The organism is Nocardia pseudovaccinii, assembly GCF_050942345.1.
GTDB lineage: Bacteria > Actinomycetota > Actinomycetes > Mycobacteriales > Mycobacteriaceae > Nocardia > Nocardia pseudovaccinii.
In genome coordinates this window covers 896,149-912,230 of record NZ_CP192074.1, presented here as the reverse complement: position 1 = coordinate 912,230, position 16,082 = coordinate 896,149, and the positions used below count along the sequence as shown (strand labels likewise).

The window sequence follows — 16,082 nt, the reverse complement described above, 5'->3', positions numbered from 1 at the left end:
ATGAGTGATGACCGACCGGCGCTGGCTGTCGCACTGGATTTGGAGCCGCATCCGGAGGGCGGGTGGTATCGGCAAACCTGGCGTAGTGCGGTGGAATTCACGCCCGAGGGGTACCCGGGGTCGCGAGCCAGTGGAACCGCCATCTATTTCTTGCTGATGCCTGGTGAGCGGTCGGCGCCGCACACGGTGCGGTCGGATGAGGTGTGGTTGTGGCATCGGGGCGGGGCGCTGGTGCTCGACATCGGGGGCGAGGAGGTTGTCCTCGGGCCCGATGTCGAGCACGGTCAGGTACTGCAGGCCGTGGTGCCCGGCGGGGTCAGTCAGGCCGCGCGGCCGACTGGCGATGAATACGTGCTGGTCAGCTGCGTCGTTGCGCCGGGATTCGACTTCGCCGACTTCACCCTCGACTGATCAGTCGATTTCCAGCACACCCTCGTCGACGGCCCATTTGATCGTCTTCTCCAGTTGCGCACAGGTTTCCGGACGTCCCGGCCCGTGCCCCTGCGCGCTGAGCCTGGCGAAGACCGGGCAGCGCGCGGCCGGATTCTCGGTCCACTGCACCGAGGTCTGGTGCGACGAACTCTTGCGCACCAGCACCTCGCTCTGGCACGACTGACACCGCAGCGGCGTCAGCCCCTCCTCCAGATAGCGCTGCTTGTCGACGACGGTCTGGGCCTGCACCGCGGCCCGCCGCGCCGGTTGGTCGGCGAAGTCGGGTGCTTTCGCCCAGGTTGCCGCCATCAGACGCCTGCTTCCGCTTCCGTTTCCCGCTTGCGCCGCAGGTTCTCGGCGACCTCGGCCTCCCACGCTTCATTCGCCTTGGTGGTATCCACCTCGAATTCGAAGCGCTGGGTCATCTTGTCGGTCACCTCGGCCAGATCCACATAGAACTGGTCGTACCACCGGCGCAGCTGGTAGACGGGGCCGTCCTCCTCGCAGAGCAGCGGATTCTCGACCTTGGACTTGTGCTTCCAGATCTCGACATCCTGCAGGAACCCGACGCTGATGCCCTCGGTCATCTTCGCGGCCAACTTATCGGCCATCTCGCCGTCGACGCCCTTCGGCTTCTCCAGCGAGACACCCCACTGCAGCACGAACGAATCCTGCGTCACCGGGTAGTGACAGTTGATCAGGACGCTCTTGACCTCGTATCCGCTGTAAATATTGACCAGCGGATTGATCATGTAGGAGGGCCCGAAGTACGACGCCTCCGACTTCAGCAGGGTGTCGCCGCCATACTTGGAGGCCATGCCGATATCGGGACGACCCTTGGTCTCCAGGAACTGAGTGGCGATATGCCCCTCGAAGACATTCTTGAAGTACGTCGGGAAGGCGAAGTGGATATAGAAGAAGTGGGCCATATCCACCACGTTGTCGATGATCTCGCGGCAGTTCGCGCCCTCGATCAGCAGGGAGTTCCAGGTCCATTCGGTCCACCCGCTGTCGAGTTCTTCGCTCGGGTTGCCATCCGCGTCGGTATAGGGCCCGACGATGTGCGGAATGGTGATCTCCGGCGGCGGCGGGCTGCCCTCGTGGTCGTGCCAGACGAAAAGCTGTCCATTGCGCTCGAGCGTGGTCCATTTACGGGTCCGCGCCAGCGGCGGCACGCGCCGCGCGTAGGGAATCGCGCTGCATTTGCCACTGGTGCCCGACCAGCGCCAGTCGTGGAACGGGCAGGCGATGTCGCCGTCCTTGACCTCGCCCATGCTCAGGTCGCCACCCATATGCCTGCAGTAGGCGTCCAGCACCCGGAGTTCGTCATTGCTGTCGACCCAGACGACGAGCTTGGTTCCGAACACCTCGACCGCGTGCGGCTTGCCGTCGCGGAACGACTTCGCCAACCCGAGGCAATGCCATCCCCGCGCGTATCGGGTGGGCACGGAGCCCACATCGAGCTCGCGGACCTTACCCACCCCGTCGGCTGCGCCTCCTGCCGTCCCCCTTCCCTTCGCACCGCTCCCCAGTGGGGTAACTGCCATCGCGATTCCTCCTCCTTCTGTACTAGAACACGTTACAAAAATGTCGCGTTCCACGCCAGCGATTCCGTCGACCACCTGCGAATCGGTGACGAATGCCCCTTATGGTCACCCGTTCTCGACAGAAATAAGAACCTGTTCTAGTCTCAGAGGCAAATGAGTACCGGTTACCAATCCGACCAGGCAGGAGCAGGTCCCGCGATGACGCAAGAAGTGACCGAACGGGTCGAAGCACTGTTGCCGACGCTGCGCGAGCGCGCACAGGAAGCCGAGGACCTGCGGCGCATCCCCGACGAATCGATGAAGGCACTGCAGGAGACCGGCTTCTTCCACCTGCTGCAGCCCAAGCAGTGGGGCGGCCACGCGGCCGATCCGGTCGTGTTCTACGACACCGTTCGCAAGCTCGCCAGCGCATGCGGCTCCACCGGCTGGGTGGCGGGCATCGTCGGCGTGCACAACTGGCACCTCGCATTGTTCGACCAGCAAGCGCAGGAAGATGTGTGGGGCGAGGACAACGAGGTCCGGATCTCCTCGTCGTACGCCCCGATGGGCGCGGGCACGGTTGTCGACGGCGGCTACATCGTCAAGGGCGCGTGGGCCTGGTCCTCGGGCTCGGATCACGCCACCTGGGCGGTGCTCGGCGGTCCGGTGATCAAGGACGGCAAGCCGGTCGACTTCGGCAGCTTCCTTATCCCGCGCACCGACTACCGCATCGATGACGTGTGGAATGTGGTCGGCCTGCGTGGCACCGGCTCCAATACCGTTGTGGTGGAGGATGTTTTCGTGCCGAAGCATCGGTTCCTCAGCTTCCGGGCGATGAGCGAGCTGAAGTCCCCCGGCCTGGAACAGAACACCGATCCGGTGTACAAGATGCCGTGGGGCACAATCCATCCCACGACCATCTCCGCGCCGATCGTCGGTATGGCATACGGCGCGTATGCCGCCCATGTCGAACATCAGGGCAAGCGGGTGCGCGCGGCCTACGCCGGTGAGAAGGCCAAGGAAGATCCGTTCACCAAGGTGCGGGTCGCCGAGGCCTCCAGCGATATCGATGCGGCCTGGCGTCAGCTGTCCGGCAATGTCGCCGACGAATACGCACTGCTGGTGGCGGGCAAGGAGATTCCGTTCGACCTGCGGGTGCGAGCACGCCGCGACCAGGTACGCGCGACCGGCAGGGCGATCGCCTCCATCGATAAGCTCTTCGAAGCCTCCGGCGCCACCGCACTCGCGAACGGCACTCCGCTGCAACGCTTCTGGCGCGACGCGCACGCCGGGCGGGTGCACGCCGCCAATGATCCCGAACGCGCCTATGTCATGTACGGCACGCACGAATTCGGGCTTCCGGTTACCGACGGCATGGTCTAGCCGTGACGGCGACAACCGAACTCACCTTCGAATCGACCTCGCGATACGCGCAGGCGCGGCCCGATCTGCGCCTGCACTATCACGAGGCCGGAGTCGGCAACGGCCCGACGATCGTGCTGCTGCACGGCGGCGGGCCCGGCGCCTCCTCGTGGTCGAACTTCGCCCGCAATATCCCGGTGCTGGCACGCGAGTTCCACGTGCTCGCGGTGGATCAGCCGGGATTCGGGCTCTCGGACAAGCCGACCGAGCATCCGCAGTACTTCGCGCACAGCGCCTCGGCGCTGAAGGATCTGCTCGACGCGCTGGAGATCACCGGCCGTGTACACCTGCTGGGCAATTCGCTCGGCGGCGGTACCGCGGTGCGCTTCGCGCTGGACTATCCGGATCGGGCGGGCAAGCTGGTGCTGATGGGTCCGGGCGGGTTGAGCGTCAACCTGTTCGCACCGGATCCGACCGAGGGCGTGAAGAACCTCGCGAAGTTCAATTACGAGCCGACCAGGGAAAACCTGGAGGCATTCCTGCGGATCATGGTCTTCGATCAGTCGCTGATCACCGACGAGCTGATCGATGAGCGCTTCGCCTCGGCCAGCACGCCCGAGGCGCTGGCCGCGACCAGGGCGATGGGAAAGTCCTTCGCCGGAGCCGATTTCGAGCAGGGCATGATCTGGCGCGACGCCTATAAGCTGCGCCAGCCGGTGCTGCTCATCTGGGGCCGGGAAGATCGGGTGAATCCACTCGACGGCGCGCTGGTCGCGACGAAGATGATCCCACGGGTGCAGCTGCACGTTTTCGGTGGTTGCGGGCACTGGGCCCAGCTGGAGAAGTTCGACGAATTCAACCGGCTGGCAACGGATTTCCTTGCCGGTGTGAAGGAGAAGTGATGGGCATTCGATCACTGGCGTATCTGCGCATCGAGGCCACCGATATGGCGGCCTGGCGCGAATACGGGCTCAAGGTGCTCGGCATGGTCGAGGGCAAGGGCAGCAATCCCGAGGCGCTCTATCTGCGCATGGACGACTTCCCGGCTCGGCTCGTCATCTCGCCGGGCGAGAAGGATCAGCTCCAGGTCTCCGGCTGGGAGACGGCCAATGCCGCTGAACTGCAGGATATTCGGGACCGGCTGGATGCGGCCGGGGTGCCGTTCAAGGAGGGCACCGCACAGGAGAAGGCCGATCGCCGGGTCTACGAGCTGATCTCGTTCGAGGATCCCTCGGGCAATACCCTCGAGGCGTTTCACGGTGCGGCACTGGAACACCGGCGCGTGGTCAGCCCGTACGGACACCGATTCGTCACGGGCGAACAGGGACTCGGCCATGTGGTGCTCAGCACCAAGGACGACGCCGCCGCGCTGACCTTCTACCGCGATGTGCTCGGCTTCCGGCTGCGCGACTCGATGCGGCTGCCACCGCAGATGGTCGGGCGGCCCGCCGACGGCGAACCGGCCTGGCTGCGCTTCTTCGGCTGCAACCCGCGCCACCACTCGCTGGCCTTCCTGCCCATGCCGACCCCGAGCGGCATCGTGCACCTGATGCTCGAGGTGGAGGGCTCCGACGATGTCGGGCTCTGCCTGGATCGCGCACTGCGCAAGAAGGTGAAGATGTCGGCGACGCTGGGCCGGCACGTCAACGACAAGATGCTGTCGTTCTATATGAAGACACCGGGCGGCTTCGACGTCGAATTCGGTTGTGAAGGTCTGGAAGTCGACGACGCCGACTGGATCGCACGGGAATCCACCGCGGTCAGCCTGTGGGGTCACGACTTCACGGTTGGACAGCGGCAGCCGTGAGCGAGCTTGCGAGCGAACAATCCAACACAGCCGAGCTCTCGCTCGCGCCGGAGCGAAGCGGAGGCGTGAGCGAGCGTCGGCGAGTGAACCAAACAACACAGCTGCATCGCATTGTGGAGCCGAGCGCCAGCGAGGCGAAGTAATGCTCGACAGGGCGAGCGGGGAGACCATGACGACCGACGAATATCCGGCGATCGACGGGCGACAGTTCCGAAATGTATTGGGGCAGTTCTGCACCGGCATCACGGTGATCACCACCTTCGATGCCGATGCGGCCCCGATCGGGTTCGCCTGCCAATCCTTTGCCGCCCTGTCACTCGACCCACCCCTCGTGCTGTTCTGCCCGACCAAGACCTCCCGGTCCTGGGCGGCGATCGAACAGTCGGGAGGCTTCTGTGTGAACGTCCTCGCTGAGGAACAGCAGCAACTGTGTGCCCGCTTCGGTTCCCGCGAACCCGATAAGTTCGCCGAAACCAAGTGGCACACCTCGGAACTGGAGCTCCCGCTCCTGGACGACGCATTGGCCACCATCCAGTGCAAGGTGGACAGCGTCGTCGACGGCGGCGATCACTACATCGTGATCGGCCGGGTGCTGGCCCTGTCGGAGTCGACCAGCTCCGGCAGGCCGCTGTTGTTCTACCGCGGCCAGTACACCGCCATCGAACCGGATAAGACCGTCCCGGCTCCCTGGCGGCACGACCTGGAGCATTTCCTCACAACGACAACGCTGGACACCTGGCTCTGAAAATATGGCCCCGCCCGGAATCACCCGGGCGGGGCCATATTTCACTCCGCAGTACGCGTGCTGCGGAAGGTGAGGGCGACGGCGAAGGTCAGCGCGGCGATGACCACGGCACCGGCGAAGGCGGTCGTGATGCCGCTGACCAGGGCGTGGTGTGCCGAACCTCCGGCATCACGGGCGGCGGTGCCGAAGACGGTGACCAGAATGGCGAGGCCGAGGGAGGCGCCGGTCTGCTGCAGGGTCTGCAGCGCGCCGCCCGCGGCACCGGCTTCGGTCGGCGCAACGCTCGACATGATGATCACATTGAGCGGTGAAAAGGCGAGGCCGATACCGCTTCCCATCAGGATCATTGCGATGAACAGCATCGGGAAGTAGTCGGTGTCGACCGTCAGCCGGGTCAGCAGCACCAAACCGGCCGCCATCAGCAGCGTGCCGATTACCGTCACCGGTTTCGGACCGAAGCGCGGCAGCAGCCGCGGGATCAGCCGGATCATGGTGAACATCATCAGCGCGGTCGGCATGAAGGCGAAACCCGTTGCCAGCGCGCTCAATCCGCGCACTTCCTGCAGGTACTGGGTGAGGAAGAAGAACATCGACATACCGGCCATCGGGCCGAGGAACATATTGGCGTAGGCCGCGGCGCGATTGCGATCGACGAACAGTCGCAGCGGCAGCAGGGGCTGGGCCGTGCGCGCCTCGATGGTCAGGAAGGCGATGATCAAGGCCGCGCCGACAGCCAGCCAGATATCGGTGCCCGCATCGCTCCAGCCGTGTGATGCGGCGCTGATGAAGCCGTAGACCAAGGCGGCGACGCCGCCGGTCGCGGTGACCGCACCGGGCAGGTCGAGGCGGGCGGGCTGACGCCCTGCGGCGGGAGCGACGGGCTCGGAGGCGGCGGCGGAGCGTGACCACGGAGAGACCCGCGAGCGCCGCAAATCCAACCCAGCATCCGGGAGATAACGCAGCGCCAGCACTACAACGGCCAGTCCGAAGGGCACATTGATGAACAGCGCGGAACGCCAGGTCAGCCATTCGGTCAGCAGGCCCCCGACGATCAGACCGATCGCGAAGCCCGCACTGGACATGCCGGAAAACAACGCGAGCACCCGCATCCGGGCCTTGGGTTCACTGAATGTGGTGGTCAGCAGCGCCAGGGTGCTCGGACCGGCCATGGCCCCGCCGATGCCCTGCACAACACGGGCGACGAGCAGCCAGGTGGCCGATGGCGCCAGCCCGCCCGCCAGCGAGGCCAGGGTGAACAGTGCCGTACCGGCGATGAACAGGTTGCGACGGCCGAACAGATCACCGGCACGGCCGCCGAGCAGCAGTAGACCGCCGAAGACCAGGGTGTAGGCGTTCATCACCCAGGACAGGTTGGTCGCGCTGAAGTGCAGGTCGGTGCGGATGCGCGGCAGCGCCACATTCATCACGGTGATGTCGAGGATGATCATCAATTGGCAGGTCAGCAGCGTGACCAGCACAATGCCGGACCGAAGCCGACCGGCACTGGAGATTGCGGGCACACGGGTGTCCGCGGACATGGTGGTGGACAAAAGAACGCTCCATCGAATGGGACTCAAACGGAGGGAGCCTCCGCTTCCGATAGAGCTATCATATGGAGGGTTCCTCCAGTTACGCAAGCCTATCTGGAGGGTCCTTCCGTTTTCCAGTGGAGGGAACATGGCAGCACCGTCGACAGGACGGCCGATGCGCGCGGACGCCCGGCGCAACTACGAGCGGATCATCACATCCGCTCAGGAGGCATTCGCCGAGCAAGGTCCCGACGCCCCGCTGGAAGAGATCGCCCGCCGCGCCGGGGTCGGCATCGGCACGCTCTACCGGCACTTTCCCAGCCGCGAGGTGCTGGTCGAAACCGTATACCGTTCCAGCATCGAACAATTGAGCGCCCGTGCTCACGAGCTGCTCGAAACCCATTCGGCTGCTGCGGCTTTCGAGACATGGCTGCGTGAACAGGTGCAGTGGGTGATGGACAATCGCAGCCTCGCGACCACGATGAAGGCCGGGATGGACAAGGGCTCACCGACCTTCACCCTGTGTCGAACGTTGATCACGGATGCCGCGGCCGCGCTGCTGCGAGCCGCACAGGATTCCGGTGATATCCGTCACGATATCGAGCCGCGCGATCTGCTCAGGTTCGGCCACGGCATCGGGGTCGCCTGCGAAACGGTTCCCGAGGCCGCCGGTCGCATGCTCGATGTGACGCTGGACGGTATGCGCCCGCCGAAGTAGCGCGTGGTGGAAGGCCGAGGTGTCGATCCCCATCCCATTCGCATGGGACCAGCCGTTTTCAAGACGGTGACGGACGCCGGTCCGCATGACTTTCCGGGCGCATGTGCGCGGAAAGACGAGGGCACGATCCCCAAGGTTTTCAGGCCTCGATTCGCTTAGCAAGCGATCCCAGACACCCGTCTGGTCGACTTTCCCGGTGGTGCGCCCGGTAGGGCTCGAACCTACGACCCTCGGATTAAAAGTCCGCAGCTCTACCAACTGAGCTACAGGCGCATCGCGACCTCGACGGGAATCGAACCCGCGTCGTTCTGATCGACAATCAGAGTGCTCGACCAACAGAGCACGAGGCCATCGTGGTTTCTGAAGGATTCGAACCTTCGACACCTCGGGCTTCAACCGAGTGCTCTGCCAACTGAGCTGAGAAACCGTGGAACGAAAAATGTTGTGACGCAGATCGGAATCGAACCGACGTGGTCCCTGAATGAAAGTCAGGTTGCCCATACCAACAGAGCAACTGCGCCGAAAAAGCAGAAGGGCCGCTCCCCGGCATTTGCCTGGTGCAGCCCTGTGACACAAGAGATCTATGTCATGGACCACCCGGCTCATCGAACGAAAGACCCTGGGACAGAGCACTTTCCAAGGCAGCATCGAACAAGCGCGCACGCTCATCGAATTTCGCCTTGGTGGTCATTGCCGGGTCCTTCCCTTCAACATCGGTGTACCCAAACATAAGCACGGCACCGCACGATCGCAACCGAATTAAATCGGCCACTCCTGCCGGAATTGGTCGCGGAGTCCGCTAGGTGAGCGACGTGCAGGTGGCGGCATCCGGCAATTCCTCTGCGAGGAAGACGGTTTGGGCCATCATCTTGAAGCCGGACATCTGTTCGCGGAAGACCTCGATGGACTCTTCCGGATGGACCGAGTCGATGACGGCGTGGGGACCGATGGCATTGAACTGATGGCTCACGCCGCGGGGGATCTGCATATCGACGAAGGAGCAGGGCGGGACGATCAGGTTGTATCTGGTGCGGTGCAGACCGGGCGGGGTATCGGGTAGATCGTCCTCGAATTGGTCGGGCGCGAAGGGCGTAACTCCTTCGACGTCGGTTACGCGGAACGGCGAGAGGCTGCTCACCCGGATGTGGGTGTCCGGACCGGTCATCATGCGGACGAAACGCAGGCCGGTGTGCAGATGCATGCGCGAGCAGATGCCGCGTTCCGCGGCATTGTAGAAATCCATGATGTAGCGGTCGGCGAAGAAGCCGTCGAAGGGCGACTCGATCATGTAGACGTCGCCCTCTTCGAAGGTCTGCGAGCGGATGATGCCATCCGCGTCGGGGACGGTCGCGGCGCGGCTCGCCTTCGCATTCCGGACGATCTGGGCGAAGGCCTGTACGACGACCGCGGCGACCTCCGCGGGGAATTGCGCGACGGGCGTGACGACATTGCGTCCCGCGTCGACGAATTCGGCAAGGTCGTGGATCTCGTTCTCATCGTCCGCGTGGTGTTTGATTCGGGGATCGGACATGCGGCTCCTACCTCAACCTACGAATGCGACTCACGGCTGCGCCTCGCTGATGCTCGCGCACGGCTGCGCCTGCATGACGCTCGCTCACGGCCCGACTTCGAAGGACCGCAACCACAGTTCCAACGACAGCACCAGCCACAATTTGCCGCCTTGCCTCGGCAGCAGTGCGCCATCACCGCGCAGCCACGAGCGGATGGTGTCCGCACGGAACAGGCCGCGCGCGCGTGCGGACGAGCCGAGCAGCAGGTCGTGTCCGAGATCGCGCAGCGGCCCGGAGAGCCACTGCTGCACCGGAACTCGCATACCGCTCTTCGGGCGGTCCACGATGGTCGCCGGAAGTAGATCGCGCACAGCCTGTTTGAGAATCCACTTTTCGCTGGTACCGGCCAGCTTGAACCGGCCAGGGACGCGGAAGGCGTGGTCGATGACCGCGCGGTCGAACAACGGTGCACGACCCTCCGAACCGCTCGCGGCGGTGAGTCGTTCGACCTTGGTGAGGATGTGATGCGCGCCTTTGGTGCGCAGGTTGGTGTGCAGCAGTTGGTTCAGCAGGCTGGTCATCCGGCCCTGGCGCAGGTAGGGCGAGAGCAGGTCGGTCAGTGGCGGCGCCTCTGCCAGTGCGGTCAGGACGTCGGGGCTGAGTAGCACCGGCAGGTCGCTGTAGCACTTGCGGTAGCTGTCCAGATAGGCCAGCGCTCTCGCGTCCGGAGACGGGTCGTCGCGAGATAGTTCGAAGATCAGCATCGGCAGGTTCTTCGGACCGCCGAAGACCGGATCGCCGCCCTCGCCGTTGAGCACGACCCGAATGCCATCCGCGGCAACGGCTTCCGCAAGCATCAGGTTGGGTACGGTAAGTGGGTCGCCGACCGGGCAGTCGAGTAGCGACACAGTCTCCGCCAATCGCGACGCGACCGTTTCACCTGGCACGGTGAGCACTCGATGTTCGGTATTGCAATGTGTGGCAACGAGTCCGGAGTACGCGAGTTCGTTCGGCGTGGTCCCGCCGAAGCTGATGGAATACGAGCGCACACGCTGATCGTGCAGTTTGGCGGCGAGAGCGGTGACGAGACTGCTGTCGATGCCGCCGGAGAGCAGCACCCCGACCGGCTCGCCCGCGGGCAGTCGTCGGGCGACCGCGTCCTCGAGTAGTTCGCGGAGTTCGAGTGCGTGGTCGGCGGCCGATCGGTTGTCCTCGACTTCCACTGGCTCCCAGTAGGTTTCCTCGGTCATCGAGCCGTCGCCGTGCAGCCGGACACAGCGTCCCGGCAGGACCTCGTGGATGCCACGCAGCAGCGTCTCGGTTCCCGGCAGGTAGGCGAAGGTGAGGAAGGAGCGAACCGCGGGCAGATGCAGACCGGTCCGCAGGCTGGGCCATCGGTGCAATGCGCGTAGCGATGTGGATGCGGCCCAGCCTTTGCCCGCGCGTGCGTGGAATAGCGTGCGGGTGCCGACGTGATCGCGGATCAACACCAGGTCGTCGCCGTCGGCGATGGCGAGTGCGAACATGCCATCGGCGGCGGCGATTCCGTCGAGTCCTAGACGGGCGTAGCAGTGCAACAGCAGTTCAGCGTCGGCGCAGTCCGGCGGTGCGTCCGTGCCGAGTCGGGCGCGCAGCTGTGCCGCGTTGAACAGCGTGACCTCACCTACGGCCGTCAGCTCACCAACAGTGCAGGGATATGACGCAATGCCCGGACCATCGAGTAACCCCAGCGCATAACGACCGGTCACCGACACCGGATCGCCGCCGACCGCCCGCACCTGCTCGGCCGGATCGTCCGGCGTCAGGAATGCACACCAACGAGACATCTTTTCCCTCAGCCGAAATCGCCGCCGTCGTCCCCGCCGTCGTCATCCCAACCGCCGTAATCGCCGCCCCCGTCGCTGGAACCGGACGACTGCGCGGCCGCCTGGCGGCGCAACTCCTCCTCTTCCTCGGCACTCATCGCACTCGGCGGCATGACCAGCGCGCCGAGCAGCGCACCGCCCGCCACCGCGGCCAGGATGCCGCCGAGCCGACCACCGAACGAGGACCGATTGACGGTCAACGCGCCGTCACCCCAGAGCGTCCGCCCGAACCCCGCCTCCCTGCCATAAACCACGGATCCGTTGCGGTGCGTACGCTTCACGATCTTCGGCCCGAGCCCCTCATCGGTCCCCGAGTTACCCCGATCATCGCGCCAGGAGACCACCCCCTGCGCACCACGCGTCCGCCACTCCTGACGCCCATCGGCATACCGCCGATGCACGGACCCGTCAGCAAGCAACTCATCGGTATACGTAATCTGCCGATGCTCCGGCACAGCACTTCCCTTTCATGCGGCGGGCCAAGTCAGAAAGCCCGTCGTTCGGGCGCGGCGCAGTTCGGGCAGGCCGGTGCGGGGTGGGCGAACCTCGCGGACGAGGCGGTGCACGGTGCGCAGAAGCGATGCCGGGCGCACCGCTTCGACCTCGACGAACCGGCCGCGGCGTAGCCATGCGCGTTCCCATGCGTCCAACTGCGCTGCCTGAGCGCGCTGGACGTCGCGCGCACACGAATCCACGTGCGTCGCCCACGCACTCGAGGCCGAGTCGGGGCGCAGAACTTGGCGCTCGCTCGATCGGACCTGCGCCGTTTCAGCACTCGACTCAGGATCGTGCAACTCTGCACGATCCAGCGAATCCACGGACGCGATCTGAGCACTCGACTCCGAGCGGTGCAACGCTTCGCGCTCCCGCGGATCGATCTGCGCGGCAACGGCACTCGACATCGCGCCGCGAAGGTGGGTCAGGTGCAAGGTGCCTGCTTGACGGGGGCGCAGGCCCAGCGGGACTACTCGTACGCCTTCCGGAATCTCGGTCAGGTCTGCCAGCCGGGCCGGGAAGGTGAGGCCGTTGGGGCTTGCGTCGTGCAGGAGGTAGATGGTGCCGTCGACTCGGGCGAGCATTTCGGCGATGCCGGGGTCGAGGGGGAGTTCGGACGCGCTGAGGACCGGGCAGGCGGATTCCATGGGTAATCCGTTGGCGCGCAGCATTTGTGCTATCGCGTCGGACTCGCAGACGAGTAGACGGGGCAGGCCGTAGTCGAAGAGGTCGGGTTCGGGGGTGTGGAGTCCGGCGCGGGTGGTTCGGGGTGGCGTCGGTGTCAGTAGGCCCGGGAACTCTTGACGGTCGAGAGCGGTGCGGAAGGTGGCGTAGCTCAGAGGTGCGGGGACTGTGAAGGCGAACCGGCGTGGCGCTCGATGCGTCGGCGTAAATACGCGGCAGAGCTCGTAATAGAGCTGACGCTCGGTGAATCGGATGACGCTCGGGGCGGCGGCGCGGTCGGCCGCGATGCGGAGCAGCCGATCGAGCACGTGCTGCTTCACCGGGTCGGCCACGTGAGGAAACCTACCTCGCGGGCGGCCCGGCGATCCGGATCGGCCGCATCCTCGATCCGCTCGACCGCCTGTTCCAGCACCATGAGCAGCTTCGCGGGCGGAATAGCGGCGATCGGCGACCACCACCCCTCGGCGAGCCATTCGATCTCCGCCGCCGACAGCGGCTCACCATGCAGAAATGCGGTGTCCTGCGGCTGCGGCTCCCGCAGCCGCAGCGCCGACGCATTGGCCAGTACCGCACGCGGTGACAGGCCGACCACCACGGCCCGGTTCCCGAGCGCGACGCGAGCCTTCCCGGCAAGCGCGATGCCGGGCAGGCTCGCATCGTGCAGCACGATCACCGGCACATCCGGCGGCAGCTGATCGATGCGGTCCGTCAACGCCATCGCCCAGGTCTGCGACACATTGTTTGCGGCAAGGCAGGCGAGCACGCTGCGATCCGGGCACAACACCGCGAATCGAGGCCGGTCCACGGCCGGTGGCCGCACCAACCCCTCGTCGACCGAGCCGGGCGGCGGGCCACCGTAAATCGGCGTCCACCGACCGACGACATCCCGGCGGAAGATGTCGTACGACACCGGCATTCGCACTGTGGCCCGGCTCAGGAACCACGGCCGCGCCACGCCGATTCCGACGATGGCCAGCGCAAATACCAGCGCGCCGAGCGGGAACACCACACCCGGCGGCGCCGCGCCGCTCACCATCAGGAAAAAGGCGACCACGACGATGGCCACCCCGACTCCGATACGCACCCGCTTGAACACGCGCGCCACATCCGGAACCTTCTTGCGTCCGGCCGCATACCAGAGCTGCACCAGCGTGTACCGCAGTCCGCGCCCGTCACCGAGCCGCTCGGCGAGCTTGCGCATCCGGATATCGTGCAGCCCGAGCGGACTTTCCTTCGGTTCGAGCGCGAATTCCCGCTTACACGTCGAACAGCGCCGACCGCCGCGCTCCTTGCGCAACAGGTTCGCATTGCAATGCGGACAGATCACAATTCATGATCGCCGATGCCCCCGCCCGTCCGCGACCCCCGAATTCGAATGTTCACCTGTCGCTCGCCGTAACCGCGAAAAGGCCGCGACCGAACCGGTCGCGGCCTTTCGCAGAGGGATCAGGCAGAGACAGACGCCTCACGCTGAAGTTCGAGCGCGATATCGATCAACTGGTCCTCCTGGCCACCGACCAACTTGCGCTTACCCGCACGCACCAACATTTCGGCAGCCGAAACCCCATAGCGCTCGGCCTGACGCTCGGCATGCTTCAGGAAGCTGGAATACACGCCCGCATAACCCATCATCAGAGACTGGCGATCCAGCAGGCATTCCTGCGGCATGACCGGCCGCACCACATCTTCGGCCGCATCGGCGATCGCGAAGAAATCGATACCGGTCTTGATACCGAGCTTGTCGCAGACACCGACGAACGCCTCGACGGGCGTATTGCCCGCACCCGCGCCGAATCGCCGCGCGCTGCCGTCGATTTGCTTCGCACCGGCGCGAACCGCATAGATCGAGTTGGCAACCGCCAGATCCAGGTTCTCGTGCCCGTGGAAGCCGACCTGGGCGTCATCGCCGAGTTCGGCGACCAGCGCCGCGACCCGGTCCGAAACCTGTTCGAGCACAAGCGCACCCGCGGAGTCCACCACGTAGACGCACTGGCATCCGGCATCGGCCATGATGCGTGCCTGCTTGGCGAGCGCCTCCGGCGGCTGGGTGTGCGACATCATCAGGAAGCCGACGGTTTCCAGCCCCAGTTCCCGCGCGAGACCGAAGTGCTGGATCGATACGTCCGCCTCGGTGCAGTGCGTGGCGATGCGGCAGATCGATGCGCCGTTGTCCTGGGAGACCTTGATGTCCTCTTTGACGCCGACGCCGGGCAGCATGAGCACCGCGATCTTGGCCCGCTTCGCCGTCTCCGCGGCGATCTTGACCAGCTCCTGCTCGGGAGTGCGCGAGAAGCCGTAGTTGAACGACGAGCCGCCGAGGCCGTCGCCGTGCGTCACCTCGATGACCGGCACACCGGAGCCGTCCAGCGCGGTCACGATATTGCGCACGTCGTCGGCGGTGAACTGGTGGCGCTTGTGGTGCGAACCGTCACGCAGCGACGTGTCGGTGACGCGGATGTCGAGTTCTGCGGAATATGCCATGGTTGAGCTCCTTTACACCCGGGCCGACAGAATCTGCTTCGCCATGACCTCGCCCACCTGGGTGGCGGCCGCGGTCATGATGTCGAGGTTGCCCGCGTAGGGCGGCAGGAAATCGCCGGCGCCCTCGACCTCCACGAACACCGAAACCTTCGCCATCCCACCGGAAACCACCGACGGCGGGTCGAATTGCGGCTCGTTCAGCAGCCGGTAGCCGGGCACGTACTTCTGGATATCGGCGACCATCCGATGGATGGAATCCGCGATCGCATCGGTATCGGCGTCCTCGGGAATCGCGCAGAAAATGGTGTCGCGCATGATCATCGGCGGTTCGGCCGGGTTCAGAATGATGATGGCCTTGCCGCGCTGTGCACCGCCGATAGTCTCCACACCACGCGAGGTGGTCTTGGTGAACTCATCGATATTGGCGCGGGTGCCCGGTCCGGCGGACACCGACGACACCGAGGCGACGATTTCGGCGTAGACCACCGGCACCACCCGCGATACCGCCGCGACGATCGGAATGGTGGCCTGACCACCGCAGGTGATCATATTGACGTTCGGCGCATCGAGATTCGCGCCGACCAGATTCACCGGCGGCACCACGGCGGGCCCGACCGCGGCGGGCGTGAGATCGACCGCGCGAATTCCGGCCTCGGCGTATTTCGGAGCGGCCGCTCGATGTACATATGCCGAGGTCGCCTCGAATACCAGATCCGGCAGTTCCGACTGCGCGAGCAACCAGTCCACGCCCTCGTGCGAGGTTTCCAGCCCGAGCCCGCGGGCGCGCTTCAAACCCTCGCTCTCCGGGTCGATTCCGATCATCCACTTCGGTTCCACCGTGGTGGAGCGCAGCAGTTTGTACAGCAGATCGGTGCTGATATTGCCGGATCCGACGATCGCGGCGGTGACGGTCCCCGTTTCGGACAC

The 16,082-nt window shown here is 65.2% G+C and carries 16 protein-coding genes and 4 tRNA genes; 6 read left to right on the top strand and 14 right to left on the bottom strand.

Annotation, left to right across the window (positions count from 1 at the left end):
• Entirely contained in the window at positions 1 to 411 is a 411-nt protein-coding gene (locus tag ACQPZ2_RS04140) for a cupin domain-containing protein (RefSeq protein ID WP_433524362.1), read from the top strand.
• Here the strand turns inward: ACQPZ2_RS04140 and ACQPZ2_RS04135 are convergent, their stop codons facing one another.
• Together ACQPZ2_RS04135 and ACQPZ2_RS04130 are read right to left on the bottom strand one after the other, a co-directional pair.
• Positions 412 to 741 (bottom strand): hypothetical protein, encoded by a 330-nt coding sequence (locus ACQPZ2_RS04135; RefSeq protein WP_433524361.1) that lies wholly within the window; start codon positions 739 to 741, stop codon positions 412 to 414.
• Positions 741 to 1,979, bottom strand: coding sequence for a Rieske 2Fe-2S domain-containing protein (locus ACQPZ2_RS04130; RefSeq protein WP_433524360.1), 1,239 nt, complete (start codon positions 1,977 to 1,979; stop codon positions 741 to 743). Before ACQPZ2_RS04130 ends, ACQPZ2_RS04135 begins: the two co-directional genes overlap by 1 nt.
• 198 nt (positions 1,980 to 2,177) lie before the next feature.
• On the opposite strand from ACQPZ2_RS04130, the gene hsaA reads away from it, so the two are divergent.
• From hsaA to hsaB, 4 genes are all read left to right on the top strand, one after another.
• The gene (gene hsaA, locus ACQPZ2_RS04125; RefSeq protein ID WP_433524359.1) at positions 2,178 to 3,341 is read left to right on the top strand and encodes a 3-hydroxy-9,10-secoandrosta-1,3,5(10)-triene-9,17-dione monooxygenase oxygenase subunit; all 1,164 of its coding nucleotides are present in this window, start codon (positions 2,178 to 2,180) and stop codon (positions 3,339 to 3,341) included.
• Positions 3,342 to 3,343: 2 nt separating this feature from the next.
• A complete protein-coding gene (gene hsaD / locus ACQPZ2_RS04120) occupies positions 3,344 to 4,222 on the top strand; it encodes a 4,5:9,10-diseco-3-hydroxy-5,9,17-trioxoandrosta-1(10),2-diene-4-oate hydrolase (RefSeq protein ID WP_387294520.1) in 879 nt (292 codons plus the stop codon).
• The gene (gene hsaC / locus ACQPZ2_RS04115; RefSeq protein WP_387294519.1) at positions 4,222 to 5,127 is read left to right on the top strand and encodes an iron-dependent extradiol dioxygenase HsaC; all 906 of its coding nucleotides are present in this window, start codon (positions 4,222 to 4,224) and stop codon (positions 5,125 to 5,127) included. Before hsaD ends, hsaC begins: the two co-directional genes overlap by 1 nt.
• A gap of 169 nt (positions 5,128 to 5,296) precedes the next feature.
• Positions 5,297 to 5,872, top strand: a complete 576-nt coding sequence (gene hsaB / locus ACQPZ2_RS04110) for a 3-hydroxy-9,10-secoandrosta-1,3,5(10)-triene-9,17-dione monooxygenase reductase subunit (RefSeq protein WP_397056443.1) — start codon at positions 5,297 to 5,299, stop codon at positions 5,870 to 5,872.
• Positions 5,873 to 5,913: 41 nt separating this feature from the next.
• Here the strand turns inward: hsaB and ACQPZ2_RS04105 are convergent, their stop codons facing one another.
• Positions 5,914 to 7,422, bottom strand: coding sequence for an MFS transporter (locus tag ACQPZ2_RS04105; RefSeq protein WP_433524358.1), 1,509 nt, complete (start codon positions 7,420 to 7,422; stop codon positions 5,914 to 5,916).
• A 127-nt stretch (positions 7,423 to 7,549) separates the two neighbouring features.
• Here ACQPZ2_RS04105 and ACQPZ2_RS04100 point away from each other — a divergent pair, with 127 nt between their 5' ends.
• Positions 7,550 to 8,119 carry a TetR/AcrR family transcriptional regulator gene (locus ACQPZ2_RS04100; protein ID WP_433524357.1) on the top strand — a complete coding sequence of 190 codons (570 nt, stop codon included), beginning with the start codon at positions 7,550 to 7,552 and terminating at the stop codon, positions 8,117 to 8,119.
• Between the two features lie 197 nt (positions 8,120 to 8,316).
• On the opposite strand, the gene ACQPZ2_RS04095 is transcribed toward ACQPZ2_RS04100, so the two are convergent.
• The 11 genes from ACQPZ2_RS04095 to ACQPZ2_RS04045 all read right to left on the bottom strand — a co-directional run bounded on the left by ACQPZ2_RS04095 (position 8,317) and on the right by ACQPZ2_RS04045 (position 16,082).
• Positions 8,317 to 8,392, bottom strand: a tRNA-Lys gene (locus ACQPZ2_RS04095).
• A gap of 4 nt (positions 8,393 to 8,396) precedes the next feature.
• Positions 8,397 to 8,469: transfer RNA gene (locus ACQPZ2_RS04090), tRNA-Asp, on the bottom strand.
• Positions 8,470 to 8,473: 4 nt separating this feature from the next.
• Positions 8,474 to 8,546: transfer RNA gene (locus tag ACQPZ2_RS04085), tRNA-Phe, on the bottom strand.
• Positions 8,547 to 8,564: 18 nt separating this feature from the next.
• A tRNA-Glu gene (locus ACQPZ2_RS04080) sits at positions 8,565 to 8,640 on the bottom strand.
• Between the two features lie 278 nt (positions 8,641 to 8,918).
• Positions 8,919 to 9,650, bottom strand: a complete 732-nt coding sequence (locus ACQPZ2_RS04075) for a hypothetical protein (protein WP_433524356.1) — start codon at positions 9,648 to 9,650, stop codon at positions 8,919 to 8,921.
• An 84-nt stretch (positions 9,651 to 9,734) separates the two neighbouring features.
• On the bottom strand, positions 9,735 to 11,456 hold the full coding sequence (locus tag ACQPZ2_RS04070; RefSeq protein ID WP_433524355.1) for an asparagine synthetase B family protein: 1,722 nt from the start codon (positions 11,454 to 11,456) through the stop codon (positions 9,735 to 9,737).
• Positions 11,457 to 11,464: 8 nt separating this feature from the next.
• Positions 11,465 to 11,950, bottom strand: coding sequence for a hypothetical protein (locus ACQPZ2_RS04065; protein WP_433524354.1), 486 nt, complete (start codon positions 11,948 to 11,950; stop codon positions 11,465 to 11,467).
• A 12-nt stretch (positions 11,951 to 11,962) separates the two neighbouring features.
• Positions 11,963 to 13,006: a hypothetical protein gene (locus ACQPZ2_RS04060; RefSeq protein ID WP_433524353.1), complete on the bottom strand. Its 1,044-nt coding sequence runs from the start codon at positions 13,004 to 13,006 to the stop codon at positions 11,963 to 11,965.
• Positions 12,991 to 13,971 carry a hypothetical protein gene (locus ACQPZ2_RS04055; RefSeq protein WP_433524352.1) on the bottom strand — a complete coding sequence of 327 codons (981 nt, stop codon included), beginning with the start codon at positions 13,969 to 13,971 and terminating at the stop codon, positions 12,991 to 12,993. The genes ACQPZ2_RS04060 and ACQPZ2_RS04055 overlap by 16 nt, the downstream gene beginning before the upstream one ends.
• Before the next feature lie 149 nt (positions 13,972 to 14,120).
• Positions 14,121 to 15,155: a 4-hydroxy-2-oxovalerate aldolase gene (gene dmpG, locus ACQPZ2_RS04050; protein WP_433524351.1), complete on the bottom strand. Its 1,035-nt coding sequence runs from the start codon at positions 15,153 to 15,155 to the stop codon at positions 14,121 to 14,123.
• A 12-nt stretch (positions 15,156 to 15,167) separates the two neighbouring features.
• Positions 15,168 to 16,082, bottom strand: coding sequence for an acetaldehyde dehydrogenase (acetylating) (locus ACQPZ2_RS04045; RefSeq protein WP_040686235.1), 915 nt, complete (start codon positions 16,080 to 16,082; stop codon positions 15,168 to 15,170).